The organism is Sphingomonas aestuarii (genome assembly GCF_054457155.1).
The window spans coordinates 466,857-488,351 of sequence record NZ_JBTKVV010000001.1 but is presented as its reverse complement, the minus strand read 5'-3'; the positions used below and the strand labels follow the sequence as shown (position 1 = coordinate 488,351).

23 protein-coding genes and 1 tRNA gene are annotated in these 21,495 nt (G+C 66.5%); 11 read left to right on the top strand and 13 right to left on the bottom strand.

Translation table 11 applies throughout. The features are described from left to right. Nucleotides 1–34: 34 nt before the first annotated feature. Nucleotides 35–928: a diacylglycerol/lipid kinase family protein gene (locus tag ACX0GZ_RS02515; RefSeq protein WP_458813008.1), complete on the bottom strand. Its 894-nt coding sequence runs from the start codon at nucleotides 926–928 to the stop codon at nucleotides 35–37. Nucleotides 929–994: 66 nt separating this feature from the next. Here ACX0GZ_RS02515 and hemB point away from each other — a divergent pair, with 66 nt between their 5' ends. Both hemB and ACX0GZ_RS02505 read left to right on the top strand, forming a co-directional pair. Then, nucleotides 995–1,987 carry a porphobilinogen synthase gene (hemB, locus tag ACX0GZ_RS02510; protein ID WP_458813006.1) on the top strand — a complete coding sequence of 331 codons (993 nt, stop codon included), beginning with the start codon at nucleotides 995–997 and terminating at the stop codon, nucleotides 1,985–1,987. 124 nt (nucleotides 1,988–2,111) lie between these two features. After that, nucleotides 2,112–4,406, top strand: coding sequence for a spermidine synthase (locus ACX0GZ_RS02505; RefSeq protein ID WP_458813004.1), 2,295 nt, complete (start codon nucleotides 2,112–2,114; stop codon nucleotides 4,404–4,406). Nucleotides 4,407–4,446: 40 nt separating this feature from the next. On the opposite strand, the gene argJ is transcribed toward ACX0GZ_RS02505, so the two are convergent. From argJ to ACX0GZ_RS02465, 8 genes are all read right to left on the bottom strand, one after another. After that, nucleotides 4,447–5,676, bottom strand: coding sequence for a bifunctional glutamate N-acetyltransferase/amino-acid acetyltransferase ArgJ (gene argJ / locus ACX0GZ_RS02500; protein ID WP_458813002.1), 1,230 nt, complete (start codon nucleotides 5,674–5,676; stop codon nucleotides 4,447–4,449). 56 nt (nucleotides 5,677–5,732) lie between these two features. Then, the gene (locus tag ACX0GZ_RS02495; protein WP_458813000.1) at nucleotides 5,733–7,091 is read right to left on the bottom strand and encodes an FAD/NAD(P)-binding protein; all 1,359 of its coding nucleotides are present in this window, start codon (nucleotides 7,089–7,091) and stop codon (nucleotides 5,733–5,735) included. 15 nt (nucleotides 7,092–7,106) lie between these two features. Then, complete coding sequence (locus tag ACX0GZ_RS02490; RefSeq protein WP_458812998.1) at nucleotides 7,107–7,373, bottom strand: DUF6356 family protein; 267 nt, start codon at nucleotides 7,371–7,373, stop codon at nucleotides 7,107–7,109. A 66-nt stretch (nucleotides 7,374–7,439) separates the two neighbouring features. Next, nucleotides 7,440–7,721 carry a hypothetical protein gene (locus ACX0GZ_RS02485; protein ID WP_458812996.1) on the bottom strand — a complete coding sequence of 94 codons (282 nt, stop codon included), beginning with the start codon at nucleotides 7,719–7,721 and terminating at the stop codon, nucleotides 7,440–7,442. A 9-nt stretch (nucleotides 7,722–7,730) separates the two neighbouring features. Next, nucleotides 7,731–7,806: transfer RNA gene (locus ACX0GZ_RS02480), tRNA-Thr, on the bottom strand. Nucleotides 7,807–7,825: 19 nt separating this feature from the next. Further along, a complete protein-coding gene (locus ACX0GZ_RS02475) occupies nucleotides 7,826–8,686 on the bottom strand; it encodes a hypothetical protein (RefSeq protein ID WP_458813300.1) in 861 nt (286 codons plus the stop codon). Nucleotides 8,687–8,822: 136 nt separating this feature from the next. Further along, complete coding sequence (locus ACX0GZ_RS02470; protein ID WP_458812994.1) at nucleotides 8,823–10,199, bottom strand: serine hydrolase domain-containing protein; 1,377 nt, start codon at nucleotides 10,197–10,199, stop codon at nucleotides 8,823–8,825. Nucleotides 10,200–10,241: 42 nt separating this feature from the next. Next, on the bottom strand, nucleotides 10,242–11,558 hold the full coding sequence (locus tag ACX0GZ_RS02465; RefSeq protein ID WP_458812992.1) for a replication-associated recombination protein A: 1,317 nt from the start codon (nucleotides 11,556–11,558) through the stop codon (nucleotides 10,242–10,244). Nucleotides 11,559–11,804: 246 nt separating this feature from the next. On the opposite strand from ACX0GZ_RS02465, the gene ACX0GZ_RS02460 reads away from it, so the two are divergent. Further along, nucleotides 11,805–12,398 carry a PadR family transcriptional regulator gene (locus ACX0GZ_RS02460; RefSeq protein ID WP_458812990.1) on the top strand — a complete coding sequence of 198 codons (594 nt, stop codon included), beginning with the start codon at nucleotides 11,805–11,807 and terminating at the stop codon, nucleotides 12,396–12,398. Beyond that, on the top strand, nucleotides 12,395–12,712 hold the full coding sequence (locus ACX0GZ_RS02455; RefSeq protein WP_458812988.1) for a DUF2218 domain-containing protein: 318 nt from the start codon (nucleotides 12,395–12,397) through the stop codon (nucleotides 12,710–12,712). The genes ACX0GZ_RS02460 and ACX0GZ_RS02455 overlap by 4 nt, the downstream gene beginning before the upstream one ends. Nucleotides 12,713–12,828: 116 nt before the next feature. Here ACX0GZ_RS02455 and ACX0GZ_RS02450 read toward each other — a convergent pair whose 3' ends face one another. Beyond that, nucleotides 12,829–13,974: a glycosyltransferase family 4 protein gene (locus tag ACX0GZ_RS02450; RefSeq protein ID WP_458812986.1), complete on the bottom strand. Its 1,146-nt coding sequence runs from the start codon at nucleotides 13,972–13,974 to the stop codon at nucleotides 12,829–12,831. Between the two features lie 101 nt (nucleotides 13,975–14,075). On the opposite strand from ACX0GZ_RS02450, the gene ACX0GZ_RS02445 reads away from it, so the two are divergent. Next, a complete protein-coding gene (locus ACX0GZ_RS02445; protein ID WP_458812984.1) occupies nucleotides 14,076–14,294 on the top strand; it encodes a hypervirulence associated TUDOR domain-containing protein in 219 nt (72 codons plus the stop codon). A gap of 79 nt (nucleotides 14,295–14,373) precedes the next feature. After that, nucleotides 14,374–14,634: a hypothetical protein gene (locus ACX0GZ_RS02440; protein ID WP_458812982.1), complete on the top strand. Its 261-nt coding sequence runs from the start codon at nucleotides 14,374–14,376 to the stop codon at nucleotides 14,632–14,634. Between the two features lie 100 nt (nucleotides 14,635–14,734). Here ACX0GZ_RS02440 and ACX0GZ_RS02435 read toward each other — a convergent pair whose 3' ends face one another. The 3 genes from ACX0GZ_RS02435 to ACX0GZ_RS02425 all read right to left on the bottom strand — a co-directional run bounded on the left by ACX0GZ_RS02435 (nucleotide 14,735) and on the right by ACX0GZ_RS02425 (nucleotide 17,110). Beyond that, nucleotides 14,735–15,031 (bottom strand): cupin domain-containing protein, encoded by a 297-nt coding sequence (locus ACX0GZ_RS02435; RefSeq protein ID WP_458812980.1) that lies wholly within the window; start codon nucleotides 15,029–15,031, stop codon nucleotides 14,735–14,737. A 173-nt stretch (nucleotides 15,032–15,204) separates the two neighbouring features. Continuing rightward, nucleotides 15,205–16,107: an RNA polymerase sigma factor RpoH gene (gene rpoH, locus ACX0GZ_RS02430; RefSeq protein WP_458812978.1), complete on the bottom strand. Its 903-nt coding sequence runs from the start codon at nucleotides 16,105–16,107 to the stop codon at nucleotides 15,205–15,207. 55 nt (nucleotides 16,108–16,162) lie between these two features. After that, on the bottom strand, nucleotides 16,163–17,110 hold the full coding sequence (locus tag ACX0GZ_RS02425; protein WP_458812976.1) for an RluA family pseudouridine synthase: 948 nt from the start codon (nucleotides 17,108–17,110) through the stop codon (nucleotides 16,163–16,165). Nucleotides 17,111–17,128: 18 nt separating this feature from the next. On the opposite strand from ACX0GZ_RS02425, the gene ACX0GZ_RS02420 reads away from it, so the two are divergent. From ACX0GZ_RS02420 to ACX0GZ_RS02400, 5 genes are all read left to right on the top strand, one after another. After that, entirely contained in the window at nucleotides 17,129–17,611 is a 483-nt protein-coding gene (locus tag ACX0GZ_RS02420) for a M67 family metallopeptidase (RefSeq protein ID WP_458813298.1), read from the top strand. Beyond that, a complete protein-coding gene (locus ACX0GZ_RS02415; protein ID WP_458812974.1) occupies nucleotides 17,601–18,245 on the top strand; it encodes a histidine phosphotransferase family protein in 645 nt (214 codons plus the stop codon). Before ACX0GZ_RS02420 ends, ACX0GZ_RS02415 begins: the two co-directional genes overlap by 11 nt. A 55-nt stretch (nucleotides 18,246–18,300) precedes the next feature. Further along, complete coding sequence (locus tag ACX0GZ_RS02410; RefSeq protein ID WP_458812972.1) at nucleotides 18,301–20,631, top strand: chemotaxis protein CheA; 2,331 nt, start codon at nucleotides 18,301–18,303, stop codon at nucleotides 20,629–20,631. Continuing rightward, nucleotides 20,631–21,062: a chemotaxis protein CheW gene (locus ACX0GZ_RS02405; RefSeq protein WP_458812970.1), complete on the top strand. Its 432-nt coding sequence runs from the start codon at nucleotides 20,631–20,633 to the stop codon at nucleotides 21,060–21,062. The genes ACX0GZ_RS02410 and ACX0GZ_RS02405 overlap by 1 nt, the downstream gene beginning before the upstream one ends. A gap of 66 nt (nucleotides 21,063–21,128) precedes the next feature. Beyond that, the gene (locus tag ACX0GZ_RS02400; RefSeq protein WP_458812968.1) at nucleotides 21,129–21,494 is read left to right on the top strand and encodes a response regulator; all 366 of its coding nucleotides are present in this window, start codon (nucleotides 21,129–21,131) and stop codon (nucleotides 21,492–21,494) included. The last annotated feature ends 1 nt before the right edge of the window (nucleotide 21,495 follow it).

Below are 21,495 nucleotides of genomic sequence, written 5' to 3'. Positions count from 1 at the left end.
CAATGCCCCATCATTCGGCCCGAGCAGCGCCGCTTCACCGCCCCACCGGCGCCATCACATAAATCACCCCCGCTGCGACCTTCGCGGTGACCGGCGTCTTCGCCAGTACTTCGCCGTCGATCGAAATCGCCATTGGCGGGTCGGTCCGCACCTCCAGCGCCTTCCCGCGGAACGACACCGTGCCCTTCTTGCGCGATTCGAGCCGCAGGATGTTCGCGCCCCAATTGGCGATCAGGCGGCGCTTCACCCGTCCCGTGACCGCCTGGATCACGATCTCTCCCGAATCGAGGGTCGCTTCCTCGACCAGTTCGGTGCCGCCATGATAGGAGCCGTTCGATATCCGCACCTCGACGGTTCGGACGCGGCGTTCCTTTCCGCCATTGGTGACGATCAGCGTGAACGGTTCGAACCGCATATACTGGACCGCCGCCCAGCCCAGATAGCCCGCCCGCCCGAACCAGCGTTTCAGCTTGTGCGGCACCGTCTCCGCGATTTGCGGCGACAGGCCGATCGCGGCGCAATTGGCGAAATAATCATGGTCGATCATGCCCAGGTCGATGCGCTTGGGCTCGCCAGTCCGCAGAACCTCGACCGCGCCCTCGACCTCCAGCGGGATGCCCAGCGTCCGCGCGAAACTGTTGGCGGTGCCCAGTGGCAGGACGCCCAGCGCCACGCCCTTGCCGACCAGGTGATCGACCAGCCCGCTGATCGTTCCGTCACCGCCGCCCAGCACCACCAGATCGGGCTTTTTCGCCAGGATCGCGGCCATCATATCGTCCAGTTCTTCCGGGTCATGGACGGCATGGGCATCGACCGGATAGGGCAGCCCGCGCATTGCGTCGCGCGCCTGTTCGAACATGGCTTCGCCGGTACGCGACATCGCGTTGACGATCAGGGCTGCGGATTTGATCTGGATCATGGCCGCCATAACGCACGCTGTCGATTAAGGTCCCATGACTTGCGCGATTGTCGGCGATCCCGCACAAAGCGCGCCATGTCCGCCCGTTACCCCGCGCTCCGCCTGCGCCGCACCCGCGCATCCGAGTGGAGCCGCAGGCTTCATGCCGAAACCGTCCTGACCGCCGCCGATCTGATCTGGCCGTTGTTCGTCTGTGAGGGACGGGGCGAAGAGCAGCCGATCTCCAGCCTGCCCGGTGTATCGCGCTGGTCGGTGGACCGGTTGGTGGAGCGGGCAAGGGAGGCTCGCGCGGTGGGCATCGCCTGCATCGCGCTGTTCCCCAACACGCCTGCCGATCTTCGCAGCGACGACGGGGCGGAGGCGCACAATCCCGACAATCTGATGTGCCGCGCGATCCGCGCATTGAAGGATGCGGTGCCCGAGGTCGGCGTGCTGACCGACGTCGCGCTCGATCCCTATACCAGCCACGGCCATGACGGGCTGGTGGATGGCTCGGGTTACGTCCTGAACGACGCGACGGCGGAGGCACTGGTGCGGCAGGCGCTGGTTCAGGCAGAGGCGGGCGCGGATATCGTCGCCCCGTCGGACATGATGGACGGCCGCATCGGCCTGATCCGCGACGCGCTGGAGGCCGGGGGGCATCCCAATGTCCAGATCATGTCCTATGCCGCAAAATATGCGAGCGCCTTTTACGGCCCGTTCCGCGACGCGGTGGGCAGCCGCGGGCTGCTGAAGGGCGACAAGAAGAGCTATCAGATGGACCCCGCCAACCGGCAGGAAGCGCTGCGCGAGGTTGCCGCCGACCTGGCGGAAGGTGCAGACAGCGTGATGGTGAAGCCGGGCCTGCCCTATCTCGACATCATCCGCGATGTGAAGCAACGCTTCGAAGTCCCTGTATTCGCTTATCAAGTGTCCGGCGAATACGCGATGATCGAGGCTGCCGCCGCCGCCGGAGCGGGCGACCGCGACGCGCTGGTGCTGGAAACGCTGATGGCGTTCAAACGCGCCGGCTGCTCGGGCGTGCTCACCTATCACGCGCCGCTCGCCGCACGGTTGCTCGGCGCGTGATCTCATCTTCTTCGTCATTCCCGCGAAGGCGGGAAGCCATCTTTCAACCGTCGCCCCCCGTACCACGGCCGGAAATGGCCCCCCGCCCGCGCGGGGGTGACGGTCATTATGGATATGTGAACCCATGACCGCAGACAGCGAAACGAGCGTCCCTGCCGACAAGCCGCCGGTGGATGGCGTCTATACCGACGATCCCGCACCCAAGAGCGGCATCGGCATCCTGTTCGTCGTTGCGATCCTGTCGGGGTCGTTCCTGCTGTTTCTCGTTCAGCCGATGATCGCGCGGATGGCGCTGCCGCGGATCGGCGGCGCACCGGCGGTGTGGAACTCGGCAATGCTCGTCTATCAGGCGTTGCTGCTCGGCGGCTATGCCTATGCCCATTGGCTGGGGCGGGTGCCGCTCCGGCGCCAGGCGGCGATCCATCTCGGCGTGCTCGCGGTCGCGGCGCTGTGGTTGCCGATCGGGCTGCTCGCGATCCGCCAGCCTGCCGGGCTCGACGCGGTGCTGTGGGTGCCATTGTTCCTCGCCGCGTCGATCGGCCCGCTGTTCTTCGCGATTTCGGCTCAGGCGCCGCTGCTCCAGCGCTGGTTTGCGGCCGCATCGGGCGGGCGCGACCCCTATGCGCTTTATGCCGCCTCGAACATCGGCAGTTTCGGCGGGCTGATTGCCTATCCGCTGATCGTCGAGCCGACGCTTGCCCTGCACAATCAGAGCATGGTGTGGAGCATCGGCTATGCGCTGGTGTTCGTGTTGATCCTGATCTGTGCGCTCCGCCTGCCCAAGGCCAGCGCATCGGCCCCGACCGAGCACCACCCGACCAGTCCGAAACCATCGACACGCCGCGTCCTCCACTGGATCGCGCTTGCCATTGTGCCGTCGGGGCTGATGCTTGCCACCACCACCTTCCTGACCACCGATATCGTCGCGGTGCCGATGCTGTGGGTGCTCCCGCTCGGCCTCTATCTGTTGAGCTTCACCATCGCCTTCGCCACTCAAAGAACGGCGGCGAACCTGATCCAGAAACTCGCGCCGGTCACCATCCTTCTGTTCGGCGGCACGCTGATGGCGGGCGCCCAGTCCGAAGCGTTCTTGAGCGCGCTGATGGCGCTCCTGCTGCTGTTCGTCGTCGCGATCACCATGCATGCGCGGATGTACGACCTGCGCCCCGATCCCGACCGACTGACCGGATTCTATCTCGCCATGTCGGTCGGCGGCGCGCTGGGCGGTGTGTTCGCGGCGGTGATCGCGCCGGTGATCTTCGACTGGACCTATGAATTTCCGATCCTGATCATCGCCGCCGGGCTGCTTGCGGCGCAGCCCTATCTCCTCCCCGCGTTCGAACGATTCTGGGAGGGGAGTGAACGCCGCGCCAACATCGCCGGGGTCGCCGCCGTGCTGGTCGTCGGCGTGCTGGTGGTGCTGGGCATTGCCAATCCGGGGCAGATATTGGGCGCGCGGGCCGAATCGATCGCGTTTCTCGGCATGGCGGTCGTCGGCGTGCTGGTCATCGGCCAGCGACCGCTCTACGTCTTCGCGCTGGTCGCCTCGCTGTTCCTGTTCGGCGGCTATCGCGCGCTGGAGTTGAGCTTCACCACCGATGCCCGCACCCGCAGCTATTTCGGCGTCTATACGATCCGCGAATATGCCGACATGCGGACGCTGGCGCACGGCACGACGCTGCACGGCGTCCAGCTGAAGGGCGCGCCCGAACTCGAACGCACCCCGACCAGCTATTACCTCCCCGGATCGGCGGTGGGCCAGGTGATGCAGGCCGCGCCCGCCCTCTATCCGCAGGGCGCACGGGTCGGCGTGGTCGGTCTGGGGACCGGGACCCTCGCCTGTTACGCGCTGCCCAACCAGCAATGGACCTTCTACGAAATCGATCCCGCGGTGCTCGACATCGCGCGCAATCGCTTCACCTTCCTCCAGCAGTGCCTGCCGCAGGGCGTCGATCTGGCGCTCGGCGACGCGCGGATTACCATCGCCGATCAACCGGCGGGGAGCCTGGACGTGCTGGTGCTCGACGCCTTTTCGTCCGACGCGGTGCCGATGCACCTGATGACCCGCGAGGCGTTCGACACCTATGCCCGCGCGCTTGCGCCCGATGGCGTGCTCGTCGTCCACATCTCCAACCGCTATCTCGCGCTGGAGCCGGTGGTGGAGGCGGCGGCGCGACTGGGCGGATGGAGCGCGGCGCTGCTGACCGATTATGCCAGCGACACCGGAATCATGGGCGGCAGCACGTCGGACTGGGTGGTGATGTCGAAGGACGGCGCGACGCTCGCGCGGCTGACCGCGAACGACCTGCGCTGGCGGACGCTGCGCGCCTATTCGGGGTTCACGCCCTGGACCGACGATTTCGCGACCATCGTGCCGCTGCTGCGCGCGCTGAACAAGGATCTGCCCGCGGAGGACTGAGGGGCGGGGCGATCGCATCGCGACGCTCCGCCCCTTCGGTTCAGCTCCGGTAATCGGCGTTGATCGAGATGTAGCCGTGCGTCAGGTCGCAGGTCCACACGGTGGCGCGGCCTTCGCCGATTCCCAGTTCGACGCCGATCTCGATCTCGCTGCCTTTCAGATGCGCTGCCACAGGCGCTTCGTCATAGCCCTCGACCGCCAGCCCGTTTCGCGCGACCTGAGTCGTGCCGAAGCGGATGCACAATTTGTCGCGCTCGGCGGGTTCGCCTGCCTTGCCGACGGCCATCACCACCCGGCCCCAATTGGCGTCCTCGCCCGCGATGGCGGTCTTGACCAGCGGCGAATTCGCGATCGACAGCCCGATCCGCCTTGCGCTGCCGTCATCCTCAGCACCCTCGACGTCGATGCGGATGAACTTGGTCGCGCCTTCGCCGTCGCGCACCACCAGATGCGCCAGTTGCAGGCACAGGTCCGCCATCGCCGCGCGGAAGGCGTCCGCGCCGATACTGTCGGCATCGACGATCGGCGCATTCCCGGCTTTGCCGGTCGCAAAGGCTAGCACCGTGTCGCTGGTCGAAGTGTCGCTATCGACCGTGATGCACGAAAAGCTTGCACGGTTCGCATCGGCCAGCGCGCCGTGCAGGATGGTGGGGTCGACCGCGCAATCGGTAAAGATGAACCCCAGCATCGTCGCCATGTCGGGCGCGATCATCCCCGACCCCTTGATGATGCCGACCAGTTGCACGGTGCGCCCGTCGACCACCGCGTTCGTCACCGCCGCCTTGGCAAAGGTGTCGGTGGTCATGATCGTCTCGGCGGCTTCCTCCCAGCCGCAGGGCGCGGCGGCAAAGGCGGCGTCGAGCCCCGCCTCGGCCTTGTCGACCGGCAGCGGCACGCCGATCACGCCGGTCGATGCGGCGAATACATCGGACGGCTTGCAGTCCAGATGGCGCGCGACCTTCGCCACCATCGCCTCGACCGCCTCGCGCCCGCGATTGCCGGTGAAGGCGTTCGAATTGCCGGCATTGACGACCAGCGCGCGCGCCTCGCCCAGCACCAGCGCCTTGCGGCACCATTCGACCTCGGGCGAGGGGCATTTGCTCTGCGTGGTGACGCCCGCGACGGTGGTTCCGGGCGACAGCTCGACATAGGTCAGGTCGCAGCGATCCCAGCTCTTGTAGCGCGCGCGCGCGGTGCGCAACGTCACCCCATCGACGCGGGGCAGCGCGGGAAAGATGGCGGGGGCCAGCGGCGAACGCGCAATCGACATCGACTAAATCCTCTCGGTCCGAACCGCCCCTTCGCGCAAAGCTGCGCCTCGCGCAATCACAGCCCTTCGCCGCCCACCCAATGCGCGTTCGACAGCCGCCGCGCCAGCGCCCAGGTCTGCTGCCTTATGTCGGGCACCGCGACGATTTCCCAGAATGCGCCGCGCGTCATCGGCCCCAGCGCATAGAGCCAGTCGTTGGGCTGGCCATTGGCGGCGATCGTCCGCGCCTGATTGTCGACATCGATCCCGATCCGGTGCGGGTCGGCGCGGATCAGACCGCGCGCGGTCAGGTCGCGCAGCAGCGGATCGGCGGTGCGCCCCAGATCGCCGAGCGGCCCGGTGCAGTTGATGACGCGCTGGACGGTCAGTGTCTCCGCCGCATCGGCCCCGCGTGGTCGCCAGTCGACATCGACACCCGTCGCCGTCTCGCGTGCCGTCTGCGTCTTGCCCGACAGGATGGTCAGCCGTCCGCTCGCGATCAGCGCGTCGATCCTCGCCGCGACTTCCGGCGCTAGTCGATGGCGATGCACGTCCCACCACGGGCGAAGGTGCCGCAGAAAGCGGCTGCGTTCGGCCTCGCTTGCATTGCCCCACATGAACTGAGTGAAAGGGCGCAGCTCGTCGACCGCGTTGCGCCAGCCGATTGTCTTCGCGCGCTGGCGGAGCGACGCGACCAAGGCGGACGCCACCGTCTCGGGCCGCTCGCCGATCCTGTCCCAGCCAGCCCCCGGCGCTTCATGCGCGCGCGGGATCAGCCCGCGCCGCGACAGCGCGACGATGCGCCCGCGAAACCCGCAGGCGTCGAGGCTCAACACCGTGTCGATCATTGTCAGCCCGGTGCCGATCACCAGCACGGTTGCGTCTTGCGTCAACCCGTCGGTCACGTCCGCAGCCCAGGGGTCACCGAAATAGCGTGGCGGCGACAGCGTGTCGGGATCGAACCCCGGCGGGGTATGCGGCGGCAGGTTGCCGACCGCGAGCACCGCCGCATCGGCCTCGATCGCATCGCCGTCGGCCAGCGCGATCCGCGCCCCGCCGTTCGTCGAGCGTTCGACTTGCGTCACCTCGCCGCGCACGATCCTCAGCCGCCCGCCGCAAGTCGCCACCGCATCGTCGAGCATCGATTTCAGATAGCGTCCGAACGTCCGCCGCGGCGCGAACTGTCGCGCGGCGTCGGCAACGCCTTCGCCTTCGAGCCAGCGCACGAAATGGCCCGGATCGTCGGGCAGCGCGCTCATGTTTCCGGCGCGTACGTTCAGGATATGGTCGGGTCGCGCCGCGCCGTACGCCAGGCCCAGGCCCGGCTGCTCGGCACGCTCGATCAGAGTCGCGCGAGGTCCATCATGGCGAAGCAGGTTGATCGCCTGGAGCGTGCCCGAAAAGCCCGCTCCGACGATGGCTACATGGTGCGTCACGCAGTCGCTTCAGACTCAGATTTCATATTCGAGTTGCCATTGCGGTTCCTCGAACGCCGGGCGTTGCTGTGAAAAGGCAGGTTGGCGCGCTTTCATCCGGCCATAGAGCCGCTTGACCGTCTCGCTCGCCGTCCGCTCGAACAGAGCCGGGACGACGGCATGGACCACGCAGGCGACGCCGCCCACCACCATTTCCATTCCGAACCGCCCTGCGGTCGCGGCGTGCTCGACATAGCTTTCCCCGACGGTACGGGGATGGGCGCGGAACAGGCGGTCGATCATGGCGCGGGGCTCAGACTGAGTAGGGGCATCCAGCGACGATGGCCCGCGCGCGCGGCGGAGGCAAGCTCAGCGCAACTCGCGTTCCATCCAAAGAGCGAAGGCGCTGAATGTGGCGTCGTCGATCAATTCGGCGATGCAGTCGTCGACGGGACCGGTGCGTGCGCCTCCATCGTCCAGAAAGTCGATCAGGATTTGCGGGAAACAATCGCCATGCGGCCACACCGCGATGCCGTCGCTGTCGTCGGAAATCGGCGCGATCGAGCGTAGCCCGGCATGGACCATCACCGGCCGGTCGGTCGGCAGTCCAAGCATATTCAGCTGCGCGGTCAGGGTCTGACGATCATGCATCGGACGTTGTGGTGCCGGTTGCAGGAATCGAACCCGCGACCTTCGGTTTACAAAACCGCTGCTCTACCAGCTGAGCTAAACCGGCACTGGCTGCGCCTATTGCGTCAGACGATGCCAAAGGTCCAGCCCTCGGTTGCGGCGATTTCGGGGGTGAGCGCGCGGGGGTGCCAGATTTCCGCGCGATCGGCATTGGCACGCAGCCAGGCGGCGGTCAGTAGCGCGTCGCTCCTGTGATCGTCGATCGGGCCGGAACCGCCGAACGGCGAACTGCCGAGTGCTTCGAGGCCCGCGTCCAGTTCGGCGTGGGAGCGTATCTTGGTCCGCCCCTTGGCGCGGCCCGCGGCGATCGCGGCCAGGCTGGTATAGATTTCGACCACGACGGAGCCGCGCGGGGGCAGCGGATCGAACGGCCAGACGGGAACGCGCCCGGCCAGTCGGTGGAGCACGCGCATCCCCGTCAGGCTCGACTTGCCGACCTGCGCCGCGCCGACGAGGTTGAGGTTGCTGTAGGGATTGAGCCCCTGTCCGCGCTGTGCCTGCTCGGTCACGCGCAACCGTCCGCGTCCTTCGAACTGCGCGCCCTTTCGCCCCCCGTGGCGGCGAAAATGCTCCGACGCGTGGCGATGATCGACGAAATCGCAGGCCGCCAGATGCGGATTATCGTCGCACATCGCATCGACCAGCGCCCACAGGCGGCGTGCATCGGGCGGGCTGTCATCCCAGCCGGGAAAATAAGCGCCACGATCGACGAAGGGCAACGATGTGCCGAGATCAAGACCGACCAGTGTATCGGTCGGCATGTCGTTCACCAGCCAATCAAGGATTTCACCGCGCGACCAGCGATGGCCGGGGCGGACAAGCTCGGGCGCGGCGGCGCCCGGCGCACAGAGTGCAAGCGCCAGTCCCGCATGGCGTTCACCCTTCGCCCCCGACCAGTCGATCGCCGCGAAATGGCGGAAACGCATCACCAATTTCTCCCCCGTCGGGGGAGGTGGGCGCGCGCAGCGCTGACAGAGGGGGAATGCCGCAAGCGGTGCGCTGCGGGGTCAGCCCCCTCCATCAGTCGCTCGCGCGTCCGCCACCTCCCTCTGTCGGGGAGGATCAATTCGGCATCGCCTTCAGCACATCGGCCGCGAACTTCGCGATGTCGAACCGCGCCCCCGCCGGGTCTTCGCCGCGACGCACCACGACGATGCGGCGCGACGGGATCACCATGATGTACTGGCCGCGATTGCCCTGCGCGGCATAGCTACCGGCGGGTAGCCCCTGATCGGGGCCGAACAGCCACAGCGTCGCGCCATAGCCGGGGCCGCTGGCAGGTTGCGGTCCGCTGGGGGTGGTCATGTACCGCATCCAGCCATCGGGCAGCAGGCGTTTTCCCTGCCACACCCCATCGTTCAGCCAAAACAGCCCCAGCCGGGCGAAATCGCGCGGCGTCGACCAGACCTGGCTGGAGAGGATGTAATTGCCCTGCCAGTCCCGCTCGGCGATCGTCGCGGACATGCCGACAGGTCCGAACAGCAATTCGCGCGCGAAATCATCGTTGCCGATTTTGGCCCTCATCGCGCGGACCGCGAGCAGCGTATCGTTGTTGGCATAGCGGAACCGGCTGCCGGGTTTGACCGCCAGCGGCCAGGCGACGGTCTCTTCGGTGACGGCGGTGCCGCCGAAATAGATCGCGTCGGTGCGATTGCCTGCAGTGTCGCTGTGTAACCCGCTCGCCATACGGAGGAGCTGGTCGAGCGTGATCGCGGCGCGCGGATCGCCAGGAGTCTGCCATTCGGGGACCGGCGCGGGGGCCTGCGGATCGATCAGCCCCTTGTTGACCGCCGCACCGATCATCGTGCCGGCGATGCTCTTGGCTACCGACCAGGTGCGGTTGGGGGTGTCGGGACCGAAACCCTCGGCATAGCGTTCGGCGGCGATTGCCCCCTGTGCGTCGAGGATCAGTACGGCGGTCGTGTTGCTGCCCTTGCCATAGCTGCCGTTGAACGCGGCGTTGGTGACGGGTGCCAGCGCGCGCGAGGGCGGGGTAACGCGATCCGGATTGCCGGCCGGCCACGGGCGTTCGCGCCGCGGCCCGGTGCGCACGCTGACGTTCCCCCGCGGCATGGTCGCGGTGCCGATCGGAGCCAGCACGCAGCCGTTGGCCGCAGCATCGCGCGCAAAGCGCGGCGGCATGGCGGGATCGTAGGGGACTGCGACACCCGCATCGCTGACCTCGGCCGTCAACATGGGCAGCAGCGCGTCGTAATCGGCGTATGTGCCGCGAAGCTCGTTGGCCTCGACACTCGCGACACTGCGTTTCCCGCCTGCAACCTGCGCGCTGTTGAGCGCGCCGCACAGCATCAGCGCCTTGTATCCCGCGGCGATCGCGCGGTCATGGGCGGTCCTGTCGGGCAAGGGAATGGTCTGAGCGGCAGAAAGGGAGGTTGCGAGAGCCACGGAGGCGAGCGCGACGGTCAGCGTGCTGGGCATTGGCGAAGCTAAGCAGACGGATCGACGGATGGAAAGGGCCGGTTATTCCCCCCGGCCACCCCGGCGTTCGTCCCACCACGCCATGCGCTCGGCGATGCGCTTTTCCAGCCCGCGATCGGTGGGCGTGTAGAAATTCTGCGGCGTCATCTCGTCCGGCCAGTAATTGTCGCCGCTGAACCCGCCCTCGGCGTCATGGTCATAGGTGTAGCCGCTGCCATAGCCGATTTCCTTCATCAGCTTGGTCGGCGCGTTCAGAATGTTCTGTGGCGGCATCAGCGACCCGGTTTCCTTCGCGGTGCGGAACGCAGCCTTTTGCGCCTTGTACGCGGCATTCGATTTGGGTGCGGTCGCGCAGTAGAGGCAGGCTTGGACAATCGCCAGTTCGCCTTCGGGACTGCCGAGAAAATCATAGGCATCCTTGGCGGCAAGGCACTGCACCAGCGCCTGCGGATCGGCGAGGCCGATATCCTCGCTCGCGAACCGCACCAGCCGGCGCAGCACGTAAAGCGGCTGCTCGCCCGCGGTCAGCATCCGCGCGAGATAATAGAGCGAGGCCTGCGGATCGGACCCGCGGAGCGACTTATGCAGCGCGGAGATCAGATTGTAATGCCCCTCGCGATCCTTGTCGTACACCGCGACGCGGCGCTGGAGCAGCGCGGAGAGGCCCGCAGGATCGAGTGGCGCGTCGAGCCCGACCGAAAACAGTGTCTCCGCCTGGTTGAGCAGGAACCGCCCGTCGCCGTCGGCGCTGGCGATCAGCGCCGCGCGCGCCGCTTCGTCGAGCGGGAGGGGGCGGCCCTCCGCTTCCTCTCCGCGTGCCAGCAATGTCTCCAATGCGCGCGCATCGAGACGGTGGAGAATGAGCACCTGTGCGCGGCTGAGCAACGCGGCGTTCAACTCGAACGACGGGTTTTCGGTCGTCGCCCCGACCAAGGTCACCGTGCCATCCTCGACGAAGGGCAGAAACCCGTCCTGCTGCGCGCGATTGAAGCGATGGATTTCGTCCACGAACAGCAGCGTCTTCTTGCCGATCCGCGCGTGTTCCCTGGCTTCGGCGAACACCTTTTTCAGGTCGGCAACGCCCGAGAACACCGCCGAAATCTGCGCGTATCGAAGCCCCACCGCATCGGCGAGCAGCCGCGCGACGGTGGTCTTGCCCGTGCCCGGCGGTCCCCACAGGATGATCGAAGTCAGCTTGCCCGCCGCGACCATCCGCCCGATCGCGCCTTCGGCACCGGTCAGATGTTCCTGCCCGACGACCTCGCCCAGCGCACGCGGGCGCAGCCGGTCGGCGAGCGGGCCGTCGGCAGGGGTTTCGGGCGGGGGCGGCGGTTCGTGTCCGGCGAAGAGATCGGCCATGCGACGATAGATAGGGGGCGTGGGGGCCGGTGCCAAACCCCTCCGTCACCCCGGCCGAAGTGCCGGGGGGGCCACCGGGCGGCCGGCACATCATTCTCCAACAGCACGGCGCCAAGCGGGCTTGTGAACCCTGAGCAAGTCCGGGGTGACGAAAGGAGAAGGGGTAACGCCCGCATCGCACATCTCTTGCCAAAACTCGTTCAAGATATATCTTAGAGGCATCGCGACTCGCACAGGATGAGATTTATGTTCGGAATGCATGGCAATCACCGCAGGCATCGGCACTTTGGCGCGACCAGCGGTTCGCGGCGCTGGGGACCGTTTGAGGTGCGCTGGGAAATCGAGGGCGACGCCACATCCGGCCCGCGCGGTCGCGGGCGGCGGCGGATGTTCGACGGCGGCGAATTGCGACTGGTGCTGCTGAAGCTGATTTCGGAAAGCCCGCGCCACGGATACGACCTGATCCGCGAAATCGAAACGCGGACCAGCGGCGGCTATGCGCCGTCGCCGGGCGTTGTCTATCCGACGCTGACCCTGCTCGACGAGATGGGGCTGATCGCCGAAACCCAGGCTGACGGAGCGAAGAAGGTCTATGCGATCACCTCGGACGGAACGGCGCATCTTGCCGAACGGGTCGAAGAAGTCGAAGCGCTGATGGCCCGGCTCGCTTCCCTTGGCGCGCACCGCGACCGCCACGAAGCACGGCCCGTCCGCCGCGCGATGCACAATCTGAAAACCGTGCTGCATCACCGGATGGGCGAAGGGGGCGACGATGCCGACCGCCTGCACGACATCGCGGCGATCCTCGACGAAGCGGCGCAGCGGATCGAGCGGCTGTGAGTGGCTTCACCGCGACGGCGGCGGTGCCGACGGCGAATGGCGGCCGGTATCTCCAGCAGCTCTGCAAGCATTGGGCGCACAATCTGAGCGTCGAATTCGATGCCGGGCAGGGCCGAGTGGTGTTTCCGAAGGACGCTCGCGGGGCGGATCATCCCGGCGACGGCGTTGCGACGATGACCGCGGGCGGCGATACGCTGATCGTGCGGATCGACGCGACCTCGGCGGAGCAACTGGAGGGGTTGAAGGGCGTACTCGAGCGGCACCTCGACCGGTTTGCGTTTCGCGAAGCGCCGCTGACGTTTGAATGGCGCTAGTCCCGATCGTCACTCCGGCCGAAGTGCCGGGGTCCACTAAGCCGCTTGCGCAACGCCACCAACGGGCCGAATCGATTGCCGCCCAGTGGACTCCGGCACTTCGGCCGGAGTGACGGTTATTTGGGCTTCACAATCCCCAGATACGAGTCGAGCACCGCCTGGTTGATCCGATCCCAGACAAAGCCCTGCGCCTTGGTATGGCCGCTCGCACCCAGTCGCTGACGCAGCGCGTCATCCTCGCAAAGCCGCTGGATCGCGTCGGCATAGGCCTTTACGTCGCGCGGGGGGACCAGGAATCCGGTCTCGCCTTCATCGACCAGCCCCACCGCGCCGCTGGCATGGGCCGCCACGACGGGAACGCCGCACGCCATTGCCTCCAGCGTGACATTGCCGAAGGTCTCGGTGACCGACGGGTTGAAGAAGATATCCATCGACGCCACCGCACGGCCCAGATCGTCGCCGGTCTGGAACCCCGCGAACACCGCATCGGGCACGCGCTCGGCGAACCAGGGGCGGGCAGGGCCGTCGCCGATCACCAGAATCTTGTGACGAACCCCGCGCGCCTTCAATTCGGCGGCGACTTCGGAAAAGATATCGAGGCCTTTTTCCAGCACCAGTCGGCCGAGGAACGCCACCGCGACTTCATCGTCGGCGATCCCCAGCGAGCGCCGCCATTCCAGGCTGCGGCGCGTCGGACTGAACCGGTCGTGGTTCACCCCGCGCGACCAGATGCTGATCGGCGTCGTCACCCCCCATTCGCGCACCAGTTCCTGCATCCCGCGCCCCGGCACGACGACATGGTCGACGCGGTTGTAGAAGCGCTTCGACAGATAGACCGCCAGCGGCTCCAGAAAGCCGATCCCGTAATAACGCGGATAGGTTTCGAACCGCGTGTGTAGCGACGCAAGGCACGGGATGCCGTTGTCGCGCGCATAGCTGACGGCACGGTGGCCGGTGACGTCGGGGGCGGAGACATGGATCAGGTTGGGCTTGTACGTCGCCAGATCGTCGCGGACGATCTGCGGAAGTCCCTTGCCCAGCCGATACTCGCCGCGCCCGCCGGGCAGCGCATAGGCGGGCACATCGACCAGATCGCCGGTCGGCGGAAAGGCCGGTTCGGGCACGGTCGGCGAATAGACGCGCAGGGTCACGCCCGCATCGAGCAGATGCCGCGCCAGCATGTTGAGCGCCTGGTTGGCGCCGTCGCGGACATAATTATAGTTGCCGCTGAACATGGCCACGCGGAGGTCGGTCGGCTTCATGGGGCGCGGCCATAGCCGACGCGTTCGCCAAACGCCAACGGAACGAAGCGGGCGCGATTCCGGTTGTCGGAAAACGTAACGATTGGGAGCGATGATTTCCGATGTCGAATGGCTATCGCAAGGGCGCGAAGGTGCGCTGGAACTGGGGCAACGGCACCGCGACCGGCACGATCGAGGAGCGGTTCGAGCGACGCGTCCAGCGCACGCTGAAAGGATCGAAGGTCGTCAAGAACGGCACGGCGGACAATCCCGCCTATCTGATCGAGCAGGAGGACGGGGCAAAGGTGCTGAAGCGCGGGTCCGAATTGTCGTCGGCCTGACGCGCGCGCCGCTCGCCTGAACGTAGCCTGCCAGATTGGTTCAGTCTTCCTAACGCTTTCGGTCGTTACGTATGCGACCATGACCGAAGCGCGGAGCATCGACACCGCCCGGACCGGGCAGGATGAGGACACGGCACGGATCGCGGAGATTCTGGCGGCGACGTTCGACGCCGACAATCACGATACGCTGGATGCCGATATCACCCGGCTGATGCTCGACCTGTCCGCGGAAATGGACCTGGAAGGGATCGCTCTCCGCGCGCAAGGCGACGAGCGGTTGCGGACAGTGGTGAAAGCGGTGCTAATGGCGCTGCGCGGGCGCGGGCCGGTGAGTGGGTAGGACGCGGAATCATCCATTGCGAGCGTAGCGAAGCAATCCACCTCCCCGCGCGCGACCCTGGATTGCTTCGCTACGCTCGCAATGACGATTAAAGTCCAGATTATGCACTGAGGAACATCGCGATCCAGACGGTCGTTTGCTCGGGGTCGTTCCAGGTCACGCGGTGGCGGCAATGGGCGGGAATGAACAGATGATCGCCGGTCGAGAGCGAGACTTCGCCGCGATCCTCAAGCCATAACCGCGCGGCGCCCTGCGCGATGTACACCCATTCGTCCTCGGCCTGATCGTAGGTTTCACTGTCCGGGGTGACATGGCCGCAGGATTCGATGCGCTCGACCCGGACGCCCGGCCGGGTAAGCAGCGTGGTGACGGTTTCGCCGGTTTCGATTGCGGTCAAACTCGCCCCCTCGTCGCACAAACGAAGCAATTATCGTCATTCCCGCGACGGCGGGAATCCATCTTCTGTCCTCGCCAATCAAACCACGGGTGAGAGGTCGGGAGATGGATTCCCGCCTGCGAGGGAATGATGATGAAATGGGTTCAATACAGGAAAACGAGCGAAGCTCAGCCTCAAGCCGGAAGCAGCCGCCGGTCGCCCGCCAGCCGCATCATCGCCTTTTGCAGCTTTTCGAACGCGCGCACCTCGATCTGGCGGACGCGTTCGCGCGACACGCCGTACACCTGCGACAATTCCTCAAGCGTCTTGGGATCGTCGGTCAGGCGGCGTTCGGTCAGTATGTGGCGTTCGCGATCATTCAGGTCGTCCATCGCCTCGACCAGCATGCCGTGGCGGACATCGGCCTCCTGTTCCTCTGCAACCACTTGATCCTGCAGGGGCGCGTCGTCCTGCAACCAGTCCTGCCATTGACCTTCACCATCCTCTCGCATCGAGACGTTGAGCGACGTGTCGCCGCCCATCGCCATGCGACGGTTCATGCTGGTCACTTCGGCCTCGGTCACGCCCAGGTCGGTGGCGATCTTGGTCAGGTCTTCGGGTTTCAGGTCGCCGTCCTCGAACGCGTCGAGCTTGGCCTTCATCCGGCGCAGGTTGAAGAACAGCTTCTTCTGCGCCGCGGTAGTGCCCATCTTCACCAGCGACCAGCTGCGCAGAATGAACTCCTGGATCGACGCCCTGATCCACCACATCGCATAGGTGGCGAGGCGGAAGCCCCGGTCGGGCTCGAATTTCTTCACGCCCTGCATCAGGCCGATATTGCCTTCGGAGATCAGCTCGCTGACCGGCAGGCCGTATCCGCGATAGCCCATCGCGATCTTGGCGACGAGCCGCAGGTGCGAGGTCACCAGCTGCGCGGCGGCATCGGGATCGCCATGTTCCTGAAACCGCTTGGCGAGCATATATTCCTGCTCGGGCGCGAGGATCGGGAATTTCTTGATCTCCGCCAGATAGCGGTTGAGGCTAGCCTCGTTGCCGAGGGCGGGGATCGTCGCGGGGACGTTGCTGCCGCTGGCCATGATCTTCACTCCCTTGCTTGGATGCGCGCGCCCTTAGCGGACGCAGCATCGAAATCTATACGTCAAGCTGCTTGAACAGTTCCTGCATGTCGTCCGGCATTTCGCTATCGAACGACAAAGCGTTGCTATTTATCGGATGGATGAACCCCAGCCGCGCCGCGTGCAAGGCCTGGCGCAGGAAACCGATCGTTTCCAGCATCTGGCGGTGCGACGGGCGCGCCTTGCCGTAAACCGGATCGCCGACCAGCGGATGGCCGATCGAGGCCATGTGCACGCGCACCTGATGCGTGCGGCCCGTCTCCAGCCGACATTCGACGAGTGCGGCGTCCTTCAACACCTTGGTCAGCGTCCAGTGCGTCACGGCACGCTTGCCGGACGCGACGATCGCCACCTTCTTGCGATTGTGCGGGCTGCGCGCGAGCGGTGCATCGACGGTGCCGCCGCCGGTCAGCACTCGGCCCGATACGATCGCCTGATATCGCCGATCCACGCTATGCGCCTTGAACTGGCGCGCCAGCCCTTCGTGCGCGCGGTCGGTCTTGGCGACGACCAGCAGCCCGGACGTATCCTTGTCGATCCGGTGCACGATGCCGGGCCGCGCAACGCCGCCGATCCCCGACAGCGACCCCTGACAATGGTGGAGCAACGCGTTGACCAGCGTACCGTCGAGATTGCCCGCAGCGGGATGGACGACCAGCCCGGCGGGCTTGTCAACGACGATCAGATGCTCGTCCTCATACGCGATGACGAGCGGGATATCCTGAGGCACGTTATGCGCGGGCGTGGGATCGGGAACGACCACCTGATAGGTGCCGCCGCCCGTCAGTTTCTTCGACGGATCGCGGATCAGCCCGTCCGGCCCCGTGACCTGTCCGGTCGAGATCAGCGCCTTCAACCGCTCGCGCGACAGGGTCGGCACGGCGTCGGCGAGCGCACGGTCCAGCCGCCAGCCCCTGGCCGTGTCGGCGACCTGCGCCTCGATGGTGGAAACCCCCCGGTTCATTGGCTAACACAAATGGGGATGACGCCCCGGCTTTCAAGCAAGACCCTGATCGATCTTTTTGCGGCTGCGAATGCGTCGCCGGGTGCGGAGATTTGTGGGCTTCTGCTGGCGGAAGACGGGGAGATGGTGGCTCGACCCGCGCGGAACGTCGCGCGCGACCCGTCGCGGTTTTTCGAGATCGATCCCGCAGTCCTGATCGCCGCGCACCGGGCTGCGCGGGACGGCGGCCCGGCGATCCTCGGCCATTACCACTCGCATCCCTCGGGCGATCCCGATCCGTCGCCGCGAGACGCCGCCGATGCCGCGCCCGATGGGTCGCTGTGGCTGATCCTGACGCGCGACCGGGCACGGCTATGGCGCGCCGTGCCGCACGGACAGGTGCATGGCCGGTTCGATGCGGTTGCTTTCGAGTGCGCGACTGTTAATCGGGTGGAGCCCGGCGTGCGATGCGTGTCGCGGGTGGAGGGGTCGCAAGCCTGGAGCCTGACTTTTGACGATTGAACCGACCGATTTCGCCAGCCTGCTATGCTCGCGCCTGTGCCACGATCTGTTGAGCCCGGTGGGCGCGCTGAACAACGGGCTGGAATTGCTGGCCGACGAACAAGACCCCGAAATGCGCAAACGCTGCCTGGAATTGCTGGCGGACAGCGCGCGGGCGTCGGCGAACAAGTTGAAATTCTTTCGCCTGGCATTCGGCGCGGCGGGCGGTTTCGGCGAAACGGTCGACACCCGCGAGGCGAAGAACGCGATCGAGGGGCTGTTTTCGGACAATAGCCGCCTGACCATCGGCTGGATGGTCGCCGAGCCGGTGCTGCCCAAACAGGCGATCAAGGTGCTGCTCAACCTCGCGCTGATCGGCGGCGATGCGCTGGTGCGCGGCGGGCAGCTCGATATCGGTGCGGAAAGCGTCGAAGGAGGGATCGAAATCGTGATCCGCGCGGACGGACCGCGCATCGTGCTCGATTCCGAATTGCGCGATGCGCTGTCGGGCGCACGCGGCGATGCGGGCATGACGCCCCGCGCGGCGGCGGCGCATCTGGTCCACGCGCTGGTGCAGCAGGGCGGGGGATCGCTTCAGGTATCGCCGCCCGACAGCGAAGTGCTGCTGTTCGGTGCCACGCTGAAGGCGCAGTAAACTCCGCCTTAACCCTTGATCGCCAAAGTCCGCAGCCGGGGAGCGCTGGGACCAGATGGACGATCTGCTACAGGAATTCATTGCCGAGACGCGCGAGACGCTGGAGGCGTTGTCGGGCGAGATCGTCGCGTGGGAAGCCGCGCCCGACGATCGTGCGCGGCTCGATGCGATTTTCCGCTTCGTCCATACTGTGAAGGGCAGCTGCGGCTTCCTCGACCTGCCGCGCCTCGAAAAACTCTCCCACGCGGCCGAAGACGTGCTGGCGCAGGTGCGCGACGGCGAACGTCGCCCCGACCGTGCACTGGTCAACGCCGTGCTCGCGATCGTCGACCGGATCGGCGAGATCGTCGAGGCGATCGACACCGGTGCCGCGCTCGACGATTCGGGCGAGGAATTGCTGATCGCTGCACTGGCGGAGGGCGCTGCCGGTCCGGCCCCTGCGCCGCACGCAATGGCGGTCGCCCAGCGCGCACCGTCGCGAAGCGTGCGCCTGTCGGTCGACCTGCTCGACCGGATGATGGGCGGCATGTCCGACATGGTGCTCGCGCGCAACGAACTCTCCCGGCGTCTGCGCGAGCAGAATGTCGATCCGGCGGTCGAGGCGGCGCTGGAGCGCATGTCGGCGACCGTATCCGATCTGCGCGACACGGTGACCCGCACGCGGATGCAGAAACTCGACGCGCTGTTTTCCGCGCTTCCCCGCATGGTCCGCGACACCGCGGCCGAACTCGGCAAGTCGGTAACGCTGGCGGTCGAGGGTGCCGATGTCGAACTCGATCGCGAGATGATCGAGGTGATGCGCGATCCGCTGGTTCATATCATCCGCAACGCGATCGATCACGGGCTGGAAACGCCCGACGAACGCGCGGCCGCGGGGAAACGCCCCAACGGGCGGCTTGTCGTCAGCGCGCGCCAGTCGGGCAACCAGATCATCATCGAGGTCGCCGATGACGGTCGGGGCATCGACGTCGACCGCGTTATCGCCAAGCTGGCCAGCCAGGGTCGCGATGCGGCGGCATTGCGCGCTCTGCCGGAAAAGGCGCGGCTCGGGCTGATTTTCGAACCCGGTTTGACGACCAAGGACGCGGTCACCGCGATTTCGGGTCGCGGCGTCGGCATGGACGTGGTGCGATCGTCGATCGACCAGATCGGCGGGCGGCTCGACCTCGACAACCGGCCCGGCCAGGGGCTGTCGATCGCGATCCATGTCCCCCTGACGCTGTCGATCATGTCGACCATCGTCGTCGAGGTGCGTGGCCACCGTTTCGCCATCGCGCGCCAGGCGATCGAGGAAATCGTATCGACGGGCGGAGAGGCGATCCGCATCGACCGGCTGGGCAGCGCGACCGTCGCCACCGTGCGCGACCGTCGCCTGCCGCTGATCGATCTGGCGGGATTGCTGGGGCTGGCCAAAAGCGGACCCGGCGACGCGTCGCCGATGCTGGTGATCGTCAATCTGGGCAATGGCAGTTGCGCGCTGGGAGTCGACGGCGTGATCGACAATGAGGAACTGGTCATCAAGCCCGCCGCGCCTTCGGTGATGGCAGCGGGCGTCTATGCCGGGCAGACGCTGCCCGACAGCGGGTTGCCGATGCTGCTGCTCGATTGTGCGGGCGTGGCGAGTGCGGCGGGACTGCGGTTCGACCGCGACATCTTCGTCGCCGAAGACGCAGAGGCGGGGGAGCCCGAGGAACCCGCCGTGCCGATGCTGCTGTTCGACGATCTCGATCGCCGACGACGCGCGGTGCCGCTGGTGGCGGTCGACCGGATCGAACAGGTCGGATGCGAACAGGTTCAGCGGTCGGGCGGGCGGCTGCGGCTGTCGATCGACGGGCGGCTGATCCCGCTGTTCGCCACGGGCGAACTGAGCGCCGATCGCAGCCAAGTGTCGGTGTTGCGACTGAGCGACGGCACCGCCGAATGCGCCTATGCCGTCGCATCGGCGGTCGATATCGTCGATCATCGGGGCGATATCGTCACCGCCGACGGCGACGGGCCGATTGCGGGCGTGGCGCTGATCGGGAGCGACCCGGTCGAGGTGATCGACCCGTTGTGGATCTTGTCCGACCTGCCGCATACCATCGCCGATACCGGAGTTGCGCCGCTGTGCCTGATCGCGGGCGAGGATGAGGGCTGGGCGCGGATGTTCCTGCGTCCGCTGATCGAGCGGGCGGGCTACCGGGTCGCGAACCGCGCGGCGCCGGGCGAACTGCCCGCACTGGTGCTGGCCACCGACGAGGCGACCGAGGTTCCCGATATCGGCGTTCCGGTGATCCGGCTGGCGACCAGGCCGGGGCGGGGCGACTGCATCTATCGCTATGACCGGGCGACGCTGGCGGCGGCCTTGTCCGCCCTGCCCGCGGTTGCCGCGAAGGGAGCCGCGTGATGACCGAGTTGTTTCTGATCGCCGAACTCGCCGGACGGCGCGTGGCGTTTCCGTCCAGCCATGTCGAATCGGTGGTCGATGTCGGGGAGATCGTGCCGGTGCCGCGCGTCGCGCCAGCGGTCGGCGGGGTCGCTGCCCTGCGCAGCCGGGTGGTGACGGTGATCGACAGCCGCGTCGCGCTGGGGATGGCGCGCGACACGCGGGTGCGCAAACGCGCGGTCGTCGCTGCGGTCGAAGGGCACAGCTATGCGTTGCTGGTCGATTCGCTCGACGATGTGACGCCGCTCGAATGCCAGAGTGTCGGCGGCGGCGTCGCGCTCGACCCCGCCTGGCAGCGCGCGGTGTGCGGGCTGGTCGAGCGCGATGGCGAGCCGATCCCGGTGCTGCATCCCGCCGCGCTGGTGCCGGGTGCGAATGCGGCACTCAATTAACGCGACGCTTACGAAATTCTGTCAGGCATGATGGCTGGGTCCAGTGCCTTTGGGGGCGTACAACACATGAAATCCTGTCTGGTCGTCGACGATTCGAAAGTCATCCGCAAGGTTGCGCGGCACATCCTCGAAACGCTCGATTTCGAAGTCCGCGAAGCCGCCGACGGGAAGGAGGCGCTCGATGCATGCTTGGCATCCGCGCCCGACGTGATCCTGCTCGACTGGAACATGCCCGTCATGAACGGCATGGATTTCCTGCGCGCGCTGCGTGAGACCGATCTGCCGACCCGGCCAAAGGTCGTGTTCTGCACCACGGAGAACGGCATGGCCTATATCCGCGCCGCGATCGAGGCGGGGGCGGACGAATATGTGATGAAGCCGTTCGACCGCGAAACGATCGAGAGCAAGCTGCAAATCGTCGGCATGGCGTAAC